Origin of the sequence: Pantoea sp. S61 (genome assembly GCF_016625145.1) — a bacterium.
In the GTDB taxonomy this organism is placed as follows: Bacteria; Pseudomonadota; Gammaproteobacteria; order Enterobacterales; family Enterobacteriaceae; genus Pantoea; species Pantoea rwandensis_B.
This window is the reverse complement of sequence record NZ_JACVUO010000012.1, coordinates 23,917-40,529: the sequence shown is the minus strand read 5'-3', so window position 1 is coordinate 40,529 and position 16,613 is coordinate 23,917. Positions and strand designations below refer to the sequence as shown.

General features: G+C 55.0%; 17 protein-coding genes. 11 read left to right on the top strand and 6 right to left on the bottom strand.

The annotated features are described in order from the left end of the window. Nucleotides 1–118: 118 nt before the first annotated feature. Together IAE30_RS20005 and IAE30_RS20000 are read left to right on the top strand one after the other, a co-directional pair. The gene (locus tag IAE30_RS20005) at nucleotides 119–979 is read left to right on the top strand and encodes a hypothetical protein (protein WP_200680810.1); all 861 of its coding nucleotides are present in this window, start codon (nucleotides 119–121) and stop codon (nucleotides 977–979) included. Between the two features lie 115 nt (nucleotides 980–1,094). Beyond that, a complete protein-coding gene (locus tag IAE30_RS20000; RefSeq protein WP_200680808.1) occupies nucleotides 1,095–1,715 on the top strand; it encodes a LysE family translocator in 621 nt (206 codons plus the stop codon). Between the two features lie 3 nt (nucleotides 1,716–1,718). Here the strand turns inward: IAE30_RS20000 and cmoB are convergent, their stop codons facing one another. The 3 genes from cmoB to IAE30_RS19985 all read right to left on the bottom strand — a co-directional run bounded on the left by cmoB (nucleotide 1,719) and on the right by IAE30_RS19985 (nucleotide 4,311). Beyond that, nucleotides 1,719–2,687: a tRNA 5-methoxyuridine(34)/uridine 5-oxyacetic acid(34) synthase CmoB gene (cmoB, locus tag IAE30_RS19995; RefSeq protein WP_038646493.1), complete on the bottom strand. Its 969-nt coding sequence runs from the start codon at nucleotides 2,685–2,687 to the stop codon at nucleotides 1,719–1,721. After that, on the bottom strand, nucleotides 2,684–3,412 hold the full coding sequence (gene cmoA, locus IAE30_RS19990) for a carboxy-S-adenosyl-L-methionine synthase CmoA (RefSeq protein ID WP_200680806.1): 729 nt from the start codon (nucleotides 3,410–3,412) through the stop codon (nucleotides 2,684–2,686). The genes cmoB and cmoA overlap by 4 nt, the downstream gene beginning before the upstream one ends. 77 nt (nucleotides 3,413–3,489) lie before the next feature. Next, nucleotides 3,490–4,311: a DUF72 domain-containing protein gene (locus IAE30_RS19985; protein WP_038646499.1), complete on the bottom strand. Its 822-nt coding sequence runs from the start codon at nucleotides 4,309–4,311 to the stop codon at nucleotides 3,490–3,492. 233 nt (nucleotides 4,312–4,544) lie between these two features. On the opposite strand from IAE30_RS19985, the gene aspS reads away from it, so the two are divergent. The 6 genes from aspS (at nucleotide 4,545) to ruvB (ending at nucleotide 10,226) form a co-directional block, all read left to right on the top strand. Then, entirely contained in the window at nucleotides 4,545–6,326 is a 1,782-nt protein-coding gene (gene aspS, locus IAE30_RS19980) for an aspartate--tRNA ligase (RefSeq protein ID WP_200680805.1), read from the top strand. Then, nucleotides 6,326–6,757 carry a dihydroneopterin triphosphate diphosphatase gene (gene nudB / locus IAE30_RS19975; RefSeq protein WP_200680804.1) on the top strand — a complete coding sequence of 144 codons (432 nt, stop codon included), beginning with the start codon at nucleotides 6,326–6,328 and terminating at the stop codon, nucleotides 6,755–6,757. The genes aspS and nudB overlap by 1 nt, the downstream gene beginning before the upstream one ends. A gap of 325 nt (nucleotides 6,758–7,082) precedes the next feature. Further along, nucleotides 7,083–7,826: a YebC/PmpR family DNA-binding transcriptional regulator gene (locus tag IAE30_RS19970; protein WP_038646507.1), complete on the top strand. Its 744-nt coding sequence runs from the start codon at nucleotides 7,083–7,085 to the stop codon at nucleotides 7,824–7,826. Nucleotides 7,827–7,863: 37 nt separating this feature from the next. Then, nucleotides 7,864–8,391: a crossover junction endodeoxyribonuclease RuvC gene (ruvC, locus tag IAE30_RS19965; protein WP_038646509.1), complete on the top strand. Its 528-nt coding sequence runs from the start codon at nucleotides 7,864–7,866 to the stop codon at nucleotides 8,389–8,391. Between the two features lie 207 nt (nucleotides 8,392–8,598). Continuing rightward, the gene (gene ruvA / locus IAE30_RS19960; RefSeq protein ID WP_034828652.1) at nucleotides 8,599–9,213 is read left to right on the top strand and encodes a Holliday junction branch migration protein RuvA; all 615 of its coding nucleotides are present in this window, start codon (nucleotides 8,599–8,601) and stop codon (nucleotides 9,211–9,213) included. An 8-nt stretch (nucleotides 9,214–9,221) separates the two neighbouring features. Beyond that, entirely contained in the window at nucleotides 9,222–10,226 is a 1,005-nt protein-coding gene (gene ruvB, locus IAE30_RS19955) for a Holliday junction branch migration DNA helicase RuvB (RefSeq protein ID WP_045816049.1), read from the top strand. Between the two features lie 67 nt (nucleotides 10,227–10,293). Here ruvB and znuB read toward each other — a convergent pair whose 3' ends face one another. After that, nucleotides 10,294–11,082, bottom strand: coding sequence for a zinc ABC transporter permease subunit ZnuB (gene znuB, locus IAE30_RS19950; protein WP_200680803.1), 789 nt, complete (start codon nucleotides 11,080–11,082; stop codon nucleotides 10,294–10,296). After that, entirely contained in the window at nucleotides 11,079–11,834 is a 756-nt protein-coding gene (znuC, locus tag IAE30_RS19945) for a zinc ABC transporter ATP-binding protein ZnuC (protein ID WP_200680802.1), read from the bottom strand. Before znuC ends, znuB begins: the two co-directional genes overlap by 4 nt. Nucleotides 11,835–11,911: 77 nt before the next feature. On the opposite strand from znuC, the gene znuA reads away from it, so the two are divergent. The 3 genes from znuA (at nucleotide 11,912) to lpxM (ending at nucleotide 15,331) form a co-directional block, all read left to right on the top strand. Further along, entirely contained in the window at nucleotides 11,912–12,883 is a 972-nt protein-coding gene (gene znuA, locus IAE30_RS19940) for a zinc ABC transporter substrate-binding protein ZnuA (protein ID WP_200680801.1), read from the top strand. Nucleotides 12,884–12,897: 14 nt separating this feature from the next. Next, nucleotides 12,898–14,226, top strand: coding sequence for a murein DD-endopeptidase MepM (gene mepM, locus IAE30_RS19935; RefSeq protein WP_038646518.1), 1,329 nt, complete (start codon nucleotides 12,898–12,900; stop codon nucleotides 14,224–14,226). Nucleotides 14,227–14,353: 127 nt separating this feature from the next. Beyond that, nucleotides 14,354–15,331 (top strand): lauroyl-Kdo(2)-lipid IV(A) myristoyltransferase, encoded by a 978-nt coding sequence (lpxM, locus tag IAE30_RS19930; RefSeq protein ID WP_038646521.1) that lies wholly within the window; start codon nucleotides 14,354–14,356, stop codon nucleotides 15,329–15,331. A gap of 25 nt (nucleotides 15,332–15,356) precedes the next feature. Here lpxM and IAE30_RS19925 read toward each other — a convergent pair whose 3' ends face one another. Next, nucleotides 15,357–16,592, bottom strand: coding sequence for an MFS transporter (locus IAE30_RS19925; protein WP_038646523.1), 1,236 nt, complete (start codon nucleotides 16,590–16,592; stop codon nucleotides 15,357–15,359). Nucleotides 16,593–16,613 lie beyond the last annotated feature (21 nt).

Here is a 16,613-nt window from a genome sequence, read left to right as displayed (position 1 = left end):
GCAAGTACCAAACCCCAGCGCATTTGCTGGGGTTCTTTTTATCTGCCGTATAGCCGTTGATAGCGCATTGTTAAAAAAGATGCTTTGATTACTCTATGGCTTAGCGCGGATAACATTCATGAAATCCTACTCTTGTGCTGTTTTAGTGCTGCTGTTCCCCCTGTCTGGCACGGCGCTGGCTGTGAGCACTGCCTGTCCGCCTCTGAGCAAAAACATTACCAGCAGCAACAACTGGATTATGCTGGGGGGTGATGCCAAAGGCGCGGTACGTCAGGTGGTGGCAGGGGAATTCGGTAAAGATGTCGATTCGCAAAAACGCGTGCTGGGGCAGTTCGATCAGTGCGGGGATTTGATGGTTGCCGACATTACGTATGACAAGAACGAAGGCAACGTGGTGCTGACCATGGAGCAGCACATCGCCCGCGTGCAGCGAGGTTGGGTGGCGGAGTATGCCTACCTGGTCAAAGTGGTAAAAGCGGGCAAAGAGGAAGTGGTGGATAACCGCCAGGGCACCATCAGTTGGCAAATGGGCCAGCATGGCAACATCATCAGTTCGTCCGACAAATTCACCAGTATGGGCAAAGATGGCTTCACCGATACCACCTACCGCTACGATAAACATTTCCGCCTGGAGAAGAGCGTAGCGCGCGGCAGTGATGTGATGACCAACGGAGAGAGCACCTGGCGCTGGAATCCACAAGGGCTGGTCACCTCATCGTCCAGTGCGCGCGGTAAAGATACCTACAGTTATGATAAGCAGTGGCGAGAGCTGCGGCTTAATGGCTTCGCTACCACGCCAGTCAGTACCTTAAGTTCAGTTGATGAGTGTCAGTTATGGGATGAGGTGGGCAACTGTACGCTGAGTTATCTGCATGAAACCGAGGTGTTTGCCAAAGGCACCATCGAGCGTCACCTGAGTTCTGCCTATAAATATCAGTATTGGAATCGCCCGCCAGCCGTGGCGGATGAGGGGGAATAAGCCGTTTTATCATTGCTGGAAGGTTGAGAATTATTATCAATTGCTGACGGAAGGTAACTATCGTCAAGATGTTGCGGCAAGGTTAAGATAGCGGCCAACTGACAGGGAGCTCGCCATGACACTGATATTCTCATTTCTTTTTGCCATTACTATTCTGACCTTAACGCCAGGCTTTGATACCGCGCTGGTGCTGCGTTCCGCCGCCGCACAAGGCTGGAAACGGGCATCAGCCACCGCTTTGGGCGTCACTATGGGCTGTCTGGTGTGGGGCGTAGCGGTGGGGCTGGGTCTCGGCGCGCTGCTGCTGGCTTCCGAAATGGCGTATAACCTGCTGAAGTGGGTCGGCGCCGCCTATCTGCTCTATCTCGGTGTTAAACTGCTGCTGAATCCCCGCTCCCAGGCGGAAGAGAGCCAGAGTGTGCAGGGCAAAGAGCAAAGCTATTTCGCCTGCTTCTCGCGAGGATTATTCGGCAATCTGTTAAATCCGAAAGTCGGTGTGTTTTATGTCACTTTCCTGCCACAGTTTATTCCGGCCGGTGCGTCAGTGGCGCTGTGGTGCACCCTGATGGCGTTAACGCATATGATGATTGGCCTGGTATGGAATGCGGTATTGATTGGCGGCAGTCAGTATTTTGCTGCGCATCTGCGTCGTCCAACCGTGCTGAAAGTGATGGATCGTTTGACGGGCTGTGTGTTTATCGGTTTCGCCGCGAAGCTGGCGCTGTCGCGGCGTTAAGCATTACGGCTTGCGTGCCACCAGTACCGCGCGTAGCGGTGCTGGATAACCTTCAATGGTTTTGCTGCTGTCGTTAGGATCGAGGAACTCGGCCAGTGATTCGCTGGTCATCCAGCTGGTGCGACGTTGCTCTTCCGTTGATGTCACCGCGTAATCCGCAATGCGCACATCGACAAATCCGCACTTCTCCAGCCAGCCTTTCAACGCGGCGGCAGACGGAATAAAGTAGACGTTACGCATTTGCGCATAACGTTCACCCGGTACCAGAACGGTGTTTTCATCCCCCTCAACCACCAGCGTTTCCAGCACCAGCTCTCCCTCGCTGACCAGTTGATTTTTCAACTGCAGTAAATGATCGAGCGGCGAGCGGCGGTGATACAGCACACCCATGGAAAACACGGTGTCGAAAGCCTGCAAGGCGGGCAGTTGTTCGATGCCAAGTGGCAGCAGATGGGCGCGACGATCGTCACCCAGCAGCTTGCGCACCGCTTCGAACTGACACAGGAACAGCTGCATCGGATCGATGCCGACTACCAGCTTCGCGCCTGCGCCAATCATGCGCCACATGTGATAGCCGCTGCCGCAGCCGACATCCAGCACCGTGCGATGCGTCAACGGCGAGATATGCGGCAGCACGCGATCCCATTTCCAGTCCGAGCGCCATTCGGTATCAATCTCGGTGCCGTAAAGGGAATAAGGACCTTTGCGCCAGGGCATCAGGTTGCGCAACAGGTTTTCAATACCAAGACGTTGGCGATCGGTGAGATCGTCAGCCGTGGCCGTGACGCTGTTGACCAGATCCAACGTTTGCGGGTTTAGCAGCGGCAGATAATCCACTGACTTTTCCCAGTCACGGAATTTACCGTGCAGATTTTCACGCTGCCAGGCCGCTACTTGTGCGGGTAAGACTTCAAGCCAGCTCGCCAATGGGCCGGTGGCGATTTGCTGATAAAAACGGCCAAAATCAATCATTTCAACGCTACCAAAGAACCAAAGTTAAAGCACTGGAACCACAACTCAGCGTAGGCAAAACCGGCGGTTTTCAGACGCGCTTTGTGCGCTTCTACACTGTCGGTGAGCATGACGTTTTCCAGCATGCTGCGTTTCTGGCTGATCTCGAGTTCGCTATAGCCGTTAGCACGTTTAAAATCGTGGTGCATGTTGAACAGCAGATCGCCCACTTCGCTATCTTCAAAGCTGAACTTCTCAGACAGCACCAGCGCGCCGCCACGGTTCAAGCCGTTGGCGATTTTTTTCAGCAGTTCCAGACGTGCAGGAGGCTCAAGGAATTGCAGGGTAAAGTTCAGCACCACCATTGAAGCATTCTCAATATGGATATCCTGAATATCCGCTTCAATCACGTGCACCGGCGTGTCCGCGCGGAAGGCATCAATGTGACGGCGGCAACGCTCCACCATCGCCGGAGAGTTATCCACGGCAATAATCTGGCAGCCCGGCACATGAATATTGCGGCGGACAGAGAGCGTGGCGGCACCCAGCGAGCAGCCGAGATCGTAAACCTGGCTATCAGGCTTCACGAAGCGTTCTGCCAGCATGCCAATCATCGAAATGATGTTGGAATAACCCGGCACCGAGCGCTGAATCATATCGGGAAAGACTTCAGCCACGCGCTCGTCAAAAGTCCAGTCACCCAGCTTATCGATGGGCGCAGAGAATAGCGTATCGCGGTCAGACATAATGAAAAGTCCGGAGAGAGGAATCGGAAAGGGCGCTATTCTGTCAGAAAGTCCCGCAGGCTGCACCCGCTTTGAGTTTAGAACAAGCTGCTTTGTTGCGGCCAGTCGGGCAGATTGCGCAGCGAAGGCTCAAGCTGCAACAGTTGAGGCCACAGCGCCTGCAGCAAGGGAAACACCTCGCCCATATCCGGCGTATGGATAAACAGCATCGGATCGCTTTCTGTCTGCCACTCCGCCAGTTTATGTTGCCACGGCTGGAACAGCGGCACGCTCTCATCCACGCTATCGCTGCCGATAAAGCGCACCATCGGTTGCGAACCGCTGCGCACAGCATGCGTTGGCACGCGCGGTTTTTTCGCCCGGGCGTCCACGGCGGCGGCGCTTTGCGAGGTGGACGCGTGCACCGGACGGCTATCGAGGATCACGCGATTCACGCCGCGTTCCAGCAGGCCACGGTTGAGCGCGCGCTCAGCCTCGCCTTTGGCAAAAAACTGCTCGTGGCGCACTTCCACGCCGTAACTAAACCCGCGCGGCAGGCTATCAAGGAACAGCCACAAGTCTTTCAATTGCGCAGGTGAAAAGGTTGCCGGCAGTTGCAGCCAATACTGCCCGATGCGCTGGCTTAACGGATCGAGCAAGCGGAAGAATTCGTTCAGCAGTTCATCGCAGTTCCGAAGCGCGGCTTTATGGCTGATGCTGTTGGGAAATTTAAAGCAGAAGCGAAAGTCATCGTGTGTCATATCGCGCCAGCGCATCACTGCTTCCGGAGAGGGCAGCGCATACAGCGTGGTGTTGCCCTCGACGCAGTCAAACAGCTGTGCGTAATCCGCCAGAGTTTCCAGGCCATACTGCTTCCAGCGGGGATGCTGCCATTGCGGTAATCCAATGCGAAGTGTCAAACGTGGCTCCTGAATCCTTTTGCGGGCGGGAATAGGCCAGGTAATGTACCCTGTTTTGGTGTTGGCAGGAAAATCCGTGCGATAAACCGCAATGTTTTGTCCGCTTTGATCTGGCTCTACTTATCCTGCCTGGGTTTTTCCATTATAATAGCCGCCTTTTTTGCGACAGCATCTCAGAAGGTTACGCGGCCTGATGCTGTCTGGCAGCAGCGGCGAAGTTAAAAGGATACGTTATGCGTACAGAATATTGCGGACAGCTCAATCTGTCTCACGTGGGTCAGCAAGTCACTCTCTGCGGTTGGGTTAACCGCCGTCGCGATCTGGGTAGCCTGATTTTTATCGATATGCGCGACCGTGAAGGTATCGCACAGGTATTCTTCGACGCCGATCATCAGGACGCTTTCCAGCTGGCCTCTGAGCTGCGTAACGAATTCTGTATCCAGATCACCGGCACCGTGCGTGCGCGTGAAGAGAAAAACCGCAACAGCGATATGGCCACCGGCGATGTCGAAGTGTTTGCTCATGCGCTGAACATCATCAACCGCGCTGAACCACTGCCGCTGGACTCTAACCAGACCAACAGCGAAGAAGCGCGTCTGACCTATCGCTATCTGGACCTGCGTCGTCCGGAAATGGCGCAGCGCCTGAAAACCCGTGCGAAAATCACCAGCTTCGTGCGTCGCTTTATGGATAACGAGGGCTTCCTCGATATCGAAACCCCGATGCTGACCAAAGCCACGCCAGAAGGTGCGCGTGACTATCTGGTGCCAAGCCGCGTGCATAAAGGCAAATTCTATGCGCTGCCGCAGTCCCCACAGCTGTTCAAACAGCTGCTGATGATGTCCGGTTTCGACCGCTACTATCAGATCGTTAAATGCTTCCGTGATGAAGACTTGCGTGCTGACCGTCAGCCAGAATTCACCCAGATCGACGTGGAAACCTCTTTCATGACCGCCGAGCAGGTGCGTGAAAAGATGGAGCGTCTGATTCGTGAACTGTGGATCGACGTGAAAAGCGTGGATCTCGGTGATTTCCCGCAAATGACCTTTGCCGAAGCCATGAACCGTTACGGTTCTGACAAACCCGATCTGCGTAACCCAATGGAGCTGGTGGACGTAGCTGACCTGCTGAAAAGCGTGGAATTCCAGGTGTTCGCTGGCCCGGCTAACGATCCGAAAGGTCGTGTTGCCGCGCTGCGTGTGCCGGGTGGCGCAGCGCTGACGCGTAAGCAGATTGATAAGTACACCAAGTTTGTTGAGATTTATGGCGCCAAAGGTTTGGCGTGGATGAAGATCAACGAGCGTGCAAAAGGCTTCGAGGGTGTACAGAGCCCGGTCGCGAAGTTCCTGACGCCAGAAATCGTGGAAGCGATTCTGAACCGCACCACTGCACAAGATGGCGATCTGATCTTCTTCGGCGCTGACCGTGCCAAAATTGTCACAGATGCTCTGGGTGCACTGCGTCTGAAAGTGGGCCGCGACCTGAAGATCACTGACGAAGGCATGTGGGCACCGCTGTGGGTCATCGACTTCCCAATGTTTGAAGCGGATGAAGAGGGCGGTCTGGCTGCGATGCACCACCCGTTCACCTCGCCGAAAGAACTGACGGCTGAACAGCTGGCGGTTGACCCGACGCAGGCCGTGGCGAACGCTTACGATATGGTGATCAATGGCTACGAAGTGGGCGGCGGTTCCGTGCGTATCCACAACGGTAAAATGCAGCAGACCGTGTTCAGCATTCTCGGTATTACCGAAGAAGAGCAGCGCGAGAAGTTTGGTTTCCTGTTGGATGCCCTGAAATACGGCACACCACCGCATGCGGGCCTGGCCTTTGGTCTGGACCGTCTGACCATGCTGCTGACCGGCACCGACAACATCCGTGATGTTATCGCGTTCCCGAAAACCACTGCAGCGGCGTGCCTGATGACCGAAGCGCCAAGCGAAGCCAACCCGGCAGCGTTGTTGGATCTCGGCATTCTTGTGGCGCCGAAGAAAGAAAAGTCAGAGAACAAGTAATGGGCTATAAACATCCGGTTTCAGTGCTGGTGGTGATTTTTGCGCGAGATACTGGCCGGGTGTTAATGCTGCAGCGACAGGATGATGAAAGTTTCTGGCAATCTGTGACGGGCAGCCTGGAAGCGGGTGAAAGTCCGCGCCAGGCGGCAGAACGCGAAGTGTCGGAAGAGCTGGGTATCGATGTCACGGGCGAACAGCTGGTGCTGGATGATTGCCACAAGCATATTGAGTTTGAAATCTTCCCGCACTATCGCCATCGCTACGCACCTGGCATCACGCACAACCGTGAGCACTGGTTCCGGCTGGCACTTCCGCAAGAGCGCGATCTCCTTCTTACGGAGCATCTCGCCGCGCGCTGGCTCGATGCTGCCGCAGCCGCAGCCCTGACCAAGTCCTGGAGTAACCGCCAGGCAATCGAAGAATTTACCTGAATGCCCGCCGCCGCGCGTTTTTCCGGCGGCAATTAAGGTAGATTCCACGAATTCGACGAAGCGTATACCCTTCGTACTTAAATCCGGTGCCAGGCATTCATCTTGCACCGCTAAAATTGAACAGATGGGCGTAATCGGCACAAAGTGTCAGTTACAGGTTGCCCAATAATGAACAGTCAGGCGTTATCGGCGCAGCAAGGTTGTTCACCGCCAGCGCACAGCAACCGGAGCGTACTTTTGTACGTGAGGATTGCGAGCACTGCCGGGGGACAAGATTGCAAGTGAGATAGCCTGCACCCTGTTAAAGATCGGAGAAACAGTAAAGATGGCTGGACATAGTAAATGGGCGAATACCAAGCACCGCAAGGCGGCGCAGGACGCTAAGCGCGGTAAAATCTTCACCAAAATCATTCGTGAGCTGGTGACCGCAGCGAAACTGGGCGGCGGCGATGCCGGCTCGAACCCGCGTCTGCGCGCAGCAATGGACAAAGCCCTGTCCAACAACATGACCCGTGACACCATGAACCGTGCGATTGCACGCGGCGTGGGCGGCGAAGATGATTCCAACATGGAAACCATCATCTATGAAGGTTACGGTCCTGGCGGCTCAGCGGTGATGATCGAGTGTCTGAGTGACAACCGTAACCGTACCGTGGGCGAAGTGCGTCACGCCTTTACCAAAACCGGTGGCAACCTCGGCACCGACGGTTCCGTTTCTTACCTGTTCAGCAAAAAGGGTGTGATCTCCTTTGCGCCAGGCCAGGATGAAGATGCGGTCATGGAAGCGGCGCTGGAAGCCGGTGCGGAAGACGTGGTGAGCTACGACGACGGTGCGATTGATGTGTTTACCGCGTGGGAAGAACTGGGTGCAGTGCGTGATGCGCTGGAAGCCGGTGGCCTGAAAGCGGATACCGCTGAAGTCTCAATGATCCCTTCCACCAAAGCGGAAATGGATGCGGAAACGGCACCGAAACTGTTGCGTCTGATCGACATGCTGGAAGATTGCGACGATGTGCAGGAAGTTTATCATAATGGTGAAATTTCTGATGAGATCGCGGAAACGCTGTAATGGCGTTTTCCATTAACCGAACAGCCGGAGGCGCGTAGTGGCGATCATTCTCGGGATTGACCCCGGCTCGCGCGTCACCGGTTACGGTGTGATTCGTCAGGTTGGCCGCCAGCTCAGCTATCTGGGCAGCGGCTGTATCCGCACCAACGTTACCGATCTACCTTCTCGCCTCAAATTGATTTACGCCGGGGTGACGGAAATCATCACCCAATTCTCGCCAGACTATTTTGCTATCGAGCAGGTATTTATGGCGAAGAATGCAGACTCAGCGCTAAAGCTGGGCCAGGCGCGCGGCGCAGCGATTGTGGCGGCGGTGAATCTCGATTTGCCGGTGTTCGAATATGCAGCGCGTCAGGTCAAACAAACGGTAACCGGCACCGGTGGGGCAGAAAAAAGTCAGGTTCAGCACATGGTGCGCACCTTGCTGAAACTACCCGCTAACCCGCAAGCCGATGCCGCTGATGCGCTGGCCATCGCCATCACCCATTGTCACCTGAGCCAAAACACCACGCGATTGAGTGACGCTAAGCTGGTGATGACGCGTGGACGATTGCGGTCCGGCTGACGAAAACCCAAACATTGAAGGCTGGATATTGATCCAGCCTTTTTTATGATATAAATACCCGTCATATTTCCACTGTCTGATGCGCGGGCTGCCCTTGTTCACCTGAATCACTGACCTCAGTGCGTTCATCGTGATGCGCTCGCTTGCCGCTTTAACGTCAGCGGAAATCAATCAGGTATTTTTAGGATTATATAAGGAACTGCTCAGGTGATTGGTCGCTTACGAGGCAATATTCTGGAAAAACAGCCGCCGCTGGTGTTAATTGAGGCGCACGGTGTGGGTTATGAAGTGCACATGCCAATGACCTGCTTCTACGAGCTGCCGGAGATCAATCAGGAAGCGATTATCTTCACCCAGTTTGTGGTGCGTGAAGATGCGCAGCTGCTGTTCGGCTTCAATAACAAACAAGAGCGTGCGCTGTTCCGTGAACTGGTAAAAGTGAATGGCGTGGGGCCAAAGCTGGCACTGGCGATCCTTTCTGGCATGTCAGCACAACAGTTTGTGACCGCCGTTGAGCGTGAAGAGATCGCGTCATTGATCAAGTTGCCTGGCGTCGGCAAGAAAACCGCCGAGCGTCTGGTGGTGGAGATGAAAGACCGCTTTAAAGGCATGCACGGCGATCTGTTTGGCAGTGACTCGACCTTCACATTGACCACGCCGTCTGAAGCACCAGCAGCGAATGACGCTGAGGCCGAAGCGGTGGCTGCACTGGTGGCGCTTGGCTATAAACCGCAAGAAGCCAGCCGCATGATCAGTAAAGTCGGCAAACCTGATGCGGATTGCGAAACGCTGATCCGTGAAGCTCTGCGCGCAGCTATTTGAGGTAATGCATGATTGAAGCCGATCGCCTGGTCTCGGGCGGCTCTATAAATGAAGAAGAGAGCCTCGACCGTGCCATTCGCCCTAAGCTCCTGGCGGAATACGTGGGGCAACCGCAGGTGCGCGAGCAGATGGAGATCTTCATCAAAGCAGCGCAACTGCGTGGCGATGCGCTGGACCATCTGCTGATTTTCGGCCCGCCGGGATTAGGTAAAACCACGCTGGCTAACATTGTGGCGAATGAGATGGGCGTGAATTTACGTACCACCTCCGGTCCGGTGCTGGAAAAGGCGGGCGATCTGGCTGCGATGCTGACCAACCTCGAACCTCATGACGTGTTGTTTATCGATGAGATCCACCGTTTATCACCGGTGGTGGAAGAGGTGCTCTATCCGGCGATGGAAGACTATCAGCTGGATATTATGATTGGCGAAGGCCCAGCGGCGCGCTCAATTAAACTCGATTTGCCCCCCTTTACCCTGATTGGCGCCACCACGCGCGCGGGCTCGCTGACATCACCGCTGCGCGATCGCTTTGGCATCGTGCAACGTCTTGAGTTTTACAACGTACCGGACCTGCAACACATAGTCAGCCGCAGTGCAGCGTGCTTAGGATTGGCGTTGAGTGAAGAGGGCGCATTAGAAGTGGCGCGCCGTGCCCGTGGTACCCCGCGAATCGCCAACCGTTTATTGCGTCGTGTACGCGATTACGCCGAAGTTCGTGCCAACGGTGTGATGAGTGGTGAAGTCTCTGCCAGCGCACTCGATATGCTCAACGTCGATAATCAGGGTTTCGATTACATGGACCGCAAGCTGTTGCTGGCGATCATCGACAAGTTCTCGGGTGGTCCGGTGGGGTTGGATAATCTGGCGGCGGCGATTGGTGAAGAACGGGAAACCATTGAAGATGTGATTGAACCCTTCCTGATTCAACAAGGATTCATTCAGCGCACGCCGCGCGGCCGTCTGGCCACGCAGCATGCCTATAAGCATTTCGGCATCAGCCGCGAAGAGTAAAGCCGGCGTTCGTCCGGCGGCGCGATTTCACGATCGGGCATTCACGAAGGGGTCATTAATGGCCCCTTTATTTCGACGCCGGCTTTTTCGCCATGCTGATGATGAACAGCACAGCGGCGCAGAGTACGACGGAAGGGCCAGCGGGCGTGTCGTAAGTGGCGGAGAACGTCAGTCCGCCAGTGACCGCCAGAATGCCAATTATCACCGCAAACCCGGCCATCTGTTCTGGTGAACGGGAAAAACGACGCGCTGTGGCGGCGGGAATAATCAGCAGTGAGGTGATAATCAGTGCACCGACAAACTTCATTGCCACACCAATGGTCAAGGCGGTGACCAGCATCAGCATCAGGCGCGTGCGTTGAATGTTGACGCCATCCACTTGAGCCAACTCCGGGCTGATGGTCATCGACAGCAGTGAGCGCCACTGCCATGCCATTACTGCCAGTACAATGGCCACGCCAGCGCCCATCATCCACAAATCATCCGGTGTGACCGCCAGCAAATCGCCAAACAGATACGCCATTAAATCGACGCGTACACCCTGCATCAGGCTGACCACCACCAAACCCAGCGACAGCGCGCTGTGCGCCATAATGCCGAGTAACGTATCAATGGCCAGATGCGGACGACGCTCCAGCCACACTAAGCCCAGAGCCAGAAATACAGTCACCAGAATCACGGCATAATAGGGATTCACATTGAGCAGCAGGCCAAAGGCCACGCCGAGCAGCGAAGCGTGCGCAAGGGTATCGCCGAAATAAGACATGCGACGCCAGACCACAAACGAGCCAAGCGGACCCGCCGCCAGCGCCAGCAGCACGCCACCGAGCCAGCCGGGTAATAACAGTTCAATCATGACGGACCATTTCCTTTACGCAGCACAATTCGTCCCTGTAAATCGTGACGGTGATTGTGATGATGGCGATAGATTGCCAGTTGCTGCGCGCCACGTGGGCCGAACATGGCGATAAATTCTGGATGCTGAGACACCGCTTCTGGCGTGCCGGAACAGCAGATGTGGTGGTTGAGACACAGCACTTCGTCAGTTTTTGCCATCACCAAATGCAGATCGTGCGAAACCATCAGCACGCCACAGTTGAGTTCCTGGCGAAGCTGATCGATTAAATCGTAGAGCGCCACTTGCCCATTCACGTCAACGCCTTGCGTAGGTTCATCTAACACCAGTAACTGGGGTTGATTGAGCAGGGCACGCGCCAGCAGCACACGCTGGGTTTCACCACCCGAAAGTTTTTGCAGAGGCGCATTGAGCAGATGTCCGGCCTGCACGCGTTTCAAAGCCGGGAGAATAGCATCACGCTTGCTGCCACGCGTCAGACGCATAAACCGTTCAACGGTGATCGGCAACGTCGGGTCAATGTGCAATTTCTGTGGCACATAGCCGATGCGTAAACCGGGGGTGCGTTTGACGCTGCCGCCTGTTGGCGTAAGAAGGCCAAGCACCGTTCGTACCAGCGTTGATTTGCCCGCGCCGTTCGGCCCAAGCAGCGTCAGTATTTTCCCGGGCTCCAGCGTCAGGCTGATATCTGCTAGCACAGGGCGCTGGGAAAACTTCACGGAGATGTTTTCAAGTGTAACAAGTGACGACATATTATTTACGGGTTGCATTGAATTTCGAATGTTATAATATCACATTCCATCAACAGGTCACGATGGAATGACGCATTATGTTACACATTAAGCAGCGCTTCGCTTTCACTCTTCCTGCTGCGGCACTCGCCGCCGCCTGCGCGATGCCCGCGCACTCAGCCGTAGTCGCTTCAATCAAACCGATCGGATTTATCGCAGCGGCGATTGCCGATGGCGTGACGCCAGTGGAAGTGCTGTTGCCAGATGGCGCTTCAGAGCATGATTATGCTTTACGTCCTTCTGATGTAAAACGTATTAAAAACGCGGACTTAGTGGTATGGGTTGGACCAGAAATGGAGGCGTTTCTGACCAAGTCTGCGGCAGAGTTACCTGAGGCTAAAAATCTCGAAATAGCGGCGATGCCAGGGGTGAAACCGCTGCTGATTCGTGGTGGTGAAGACGAGGACGAACATGAGCACGGTCACGATCATGACCATGACTCAGATAAGTCTGAAGACCAGGAGCCGTCTCATACACACCACCACCATGGTGAGTTTAATATGCACCTGTGGATGTCACCTGAGATTGCGCGACAATCTGCGGTTGCAATCCACGGAAAATTATTGGAACTTATGCCGCAAAGCAGAGCCAAACTTGACGCGAACCTGCAGCAGTTTGAAGCAGAATTAGCAGATGCGGATAAGCATATTGGCGCGCAGCTTGCCCCCGTTAAGAGTAAGGGTTATTTCGTTTTTCACGATGCGTACAGCTACTTTGAAAAACACTACGGTTTGTCCCCTGCTGGACATTTCACCGTCAACCCTGAGATCCAACCGGGCGCCCAGCGTTTACATCAAATACGAACACAGTTGGTTGAGCAGAAAGCCGTATGCGTTTTTGCTGAACCACAATTCAGGCCGGCCGTCATCGATGCCGTGTCTCGCGGAACCAACGTGCGCAAAGGCACACTTGATCCGCTGGGCATGGGAATCAGCTTAACCAAAGACAGCTATGTGAAATTCCTCTCACAGTTGTCGAGCCAGTATGCGAGCTGCCTGAATGGAGCATAGAGGAATAAGTAAAAGTGCAGCAGATAGCCCGCTCTGTCGCCCTCGCATTTAATAATTTGCCGCGTCCCCACCGCGTTATGCTGGGTTCATTAACTGTTATCACGTTGGCCGTCGCTGTTTGGCGGCCTTACGTTTACCATCCCCATGATGTTGCCCCCATCGTGAAAGACATCACGCTGGACAAAAACGAACTGCGCACGCTGTTGCCCGAAGCTAGTGAGCCGATTGATCAGACCACGGTTGAACCGGAAGAAGAGATTCCGGCCGATGACATCGATAAAGATGTGCAGGACAACCCGAATCAACACGATTACACCGTTTCCTCTGGTGATACCCTGAGCAGCGCACTGAATCAGTACGGTATTGATCTCAGTGATATCAATGCGTTAGTCAGTAGCGATAAAGACTTCCGTAACCTGCGCGTCGGCCAGCAACTCAGCTGGACGCTGGATGCGGATGGTCAACTGCAAAACTTTACCTGGGAAGTGGATCGCCGCGAAACCCGCACTTACGAGCGTCAGCCAAATGGCAGCTTTAAGATGCAGCAGGAGATGCAAAAGGGGGAGTGGCAGAATAGTGTGCTGAAAGGTGAAGTGCGTGGCAGCTTTGGCGCCAGCGCCCAGCGGGCAGGCTTGACCAGTGCTGAAACCAGCAACGTCATTAAAGCCATGCAGTGGCAGATGGATTTCCGCAAACTGCGCGCCGGGGATGATTTCAGCGTGCTGATGTCCCGCGAGATGCTGGATGGCAAAAGTGCGCAGAGCCAGTTGCTCGGCGTGCGTCTGCGTACCGGCGGCAAAGATTACTACGCGTTCCGCGCTGAAGATGGCAAATTCTACGATCGCAACGGCTCAGGCCTCGCGCGTGGTTTTATGCGCTTCCCGACGGTGAAACAGTATCGCGTTTCCTCCAACTTTAATCCGCGCCGTCTTAACCCGGTAACGGGCCGCATCGCGCCGCACAAGGGTGTCGATTTCGCACTGCCTATCGGCACACCGGTGCTTGCCGTGGGTGATGGTGAAGTGGTGATGGCAAAAAATGGCGGGGCGGCGGGTAACTACGTGGCGATTCGTCACGGTCGTCAGTATATGACCCGCTATATGCACCTGAGTAAGGCGCTGGTGAAACCAGGACAGAAAGTGAAGCGCGGTGACCGTATTGCGCTGTCAGGCAACACCGGGCGTTCTACGGGGCCACATCTGCATTACGAAGTGTGGATCAACAATCAGGCCGTCAATCCACTTACGGCAAAACTGCCGCGTATGGAAGGGCTGACGGGTAAAGACCGCAGCAACTATCTGGCGGACGTGAAGAGTTATCTGCCACAGCTGGCACTGAAATAACCCATTTCTGTAGCCAATATTGAAAAAACCGACGAATTATTCGTCGGTTTTTTGCTATCTGACGCATGATGATTGCAAAATTAACCACCGTCACTATCATTGTCCCGTCATTGTCAGAGGCGAGTGCATGGAAACCCGAAAGAAAAATAACAGTGAATTTATTCCCGTTTTTCAACGTTCTTTTTTAAAACCGAAATACTGGGGCAACTGGCTGGCGATTGGTGCGCTGGCGGGCATGGCAATGCTGCCAGCCAAAGTGCGCGACCCGATTTTGGGTGGATTGGGGCGGTTTGCCGGTAAGCTGGCAAAAAGTGCGCGTCGTCGTGCGTTGATCAATCTCTATTATTGCCTGCCGGAGCTAAGCGAAGCACAGCGCGAAGAGATTGCTGATCGTATGTTTGCCACCGCGCCACAGGCGATGGTGATGATGGCTGAGTTGGGGATGCGCGATCCGGCTCGTGTGCGCCAACGCGTTGACTGGCACGGCCGTGAAATTATCGAAGCCTTGCAGGCCAACAAAGAGAACGTGATTTTTCTGGTGCCGCACGGTTGGGCCGTGGATATCCCGGCGATGCTGCTGGCGTCAGAGGGCCAGATGATGGCGGCCATGTTCCATAATCAGAGCGATCCGCTGCTGGATTATGTGTGGAACACCGTACGCCGTCGCTTTGGTGGCCGCATGCATGCACGTAATGACGGCATTAAGCCGTTTATCGCCTCGGTGCGTCAGGGCTATTACGGTTACTATCTGCCGGACCAGGATCACGGCCCGGAGCACAGTGAGTTCGTGGATTTCTTTGCCACCTATAAAGCAACACTGCCCGCGGTCGGCCGTTTGATGAAAGTGTGTCGAGCGCGCGTGGTGCCACTGTTTCCGGTGTACAACAGCGAGACACATCGTCTGGAAATCTATGTGCGACCACCGATGGACGATTTGCTGGATGCCGACGATAACACCCTGGCGCGGCGAATGAATGAGGAAGTTGAGATATTTGTGCGGCCGCATCCAGAGCAATACACCTGGATTTTAAAGCTGCTGAAAACGCGCAAAGAAGGGGATATTGAACCTTATGCGCGCAAGGAGCTTTATCCTCGCAAGAAATAACGAAGGGGCCGATTGGCCCCTTTGATTATTCTACCGATTCAACGTGGCTGCGTCGGATACGTTCACGCAGGAACAGCGTGACCAGGCCAAACCACAGCACACCCGCCGCAAAATTGATGCCGCTGAACCATGGCGTACCGCCACTGAAGTAGCCTGCTTTCGCCAGTTCAATCCCGATAGCCAGCGTCAGAATACTGATCATACCCAGCATGGCTGCCACGCTGCCTTTACCTTCGCTGCTGGAATACAGCGTCAGACGATACAGACCGGCGTTGACCATGCCCGCACCAAAGGCATACAGACTTAATCCTGCGGTCAGCAGCAGGTAGGTGTGGCTGTCGAGCAGGTTTGCCAGCCACGAGATACTTAAACCTATCAAAATCGGCCACGCAGCGAATTTGACCGGCTGCTCGATGGGAACGCGACCCGCCAGTTTACCCAGCGTCAGGTTACCAGCGATCATGGCGAGGAACACCGGCAGTTGCAGCAGCGCATACTCCATGCGCGATAAGCCCTCGTCATGCATCAGAATCACGGGCGACAGGGCAACCCAGGTCAGAATCGGAATAAACACCAGGCCAATAGCGAAAGATCCATACATCACCTGACGATCGCGTGCCAGACGGCCATAGGCGCGCGCCAGATTGGGCAGGGCAATGGAGTGACTACGATCGCCAGCGGTTTCTGGCATGATGCGCCACAGCACCACAAAAGCCACCACGCTACAAATCGCAAACAGCCAGAACATGCTACGCCATTCACCCACGGTCAACCAGGCGGCACCCGCCAGCGGGCCGGCTAGCGGGGCTAAGAGGGCCACGTTAGCCATTAACGCCATCATGCGCACCGCTAAAGCCTCATCAAACGCTTCCTGCACTGCGGCATAACTGACTGCACCGATAAAGCACAGGCTGATGCCCTGGATAAAGCGCAGGGTGACAAACTGTTCGATGTTCGTGACCCAGGTGGTCAGAATGCAGGCCGCAGCAAAGAACAGAATGCCGAACAGCAGGACTGGACGGCGACCATATTTGTCCGAGAGCGGGCCGAGCAGCCACTGCAGCACCACGCCGCCCATCAGATAAGCAGTAAGAGAAGTCGACACCCATTCCGGGCCGACGTTGAATTCAGAAGTGACCAGCAGCATGCCGGGCTGAATCATGTCATGGGCGATGTAAGTCGCGAACTCAAACAACACCAGCGCGAGCGGGAACAGCAGCACCCGTCCGGTGAGTTGGGTAATCGGTTGATAGCGGGCCATCTGGCCTCCTTGTCAGAAAAA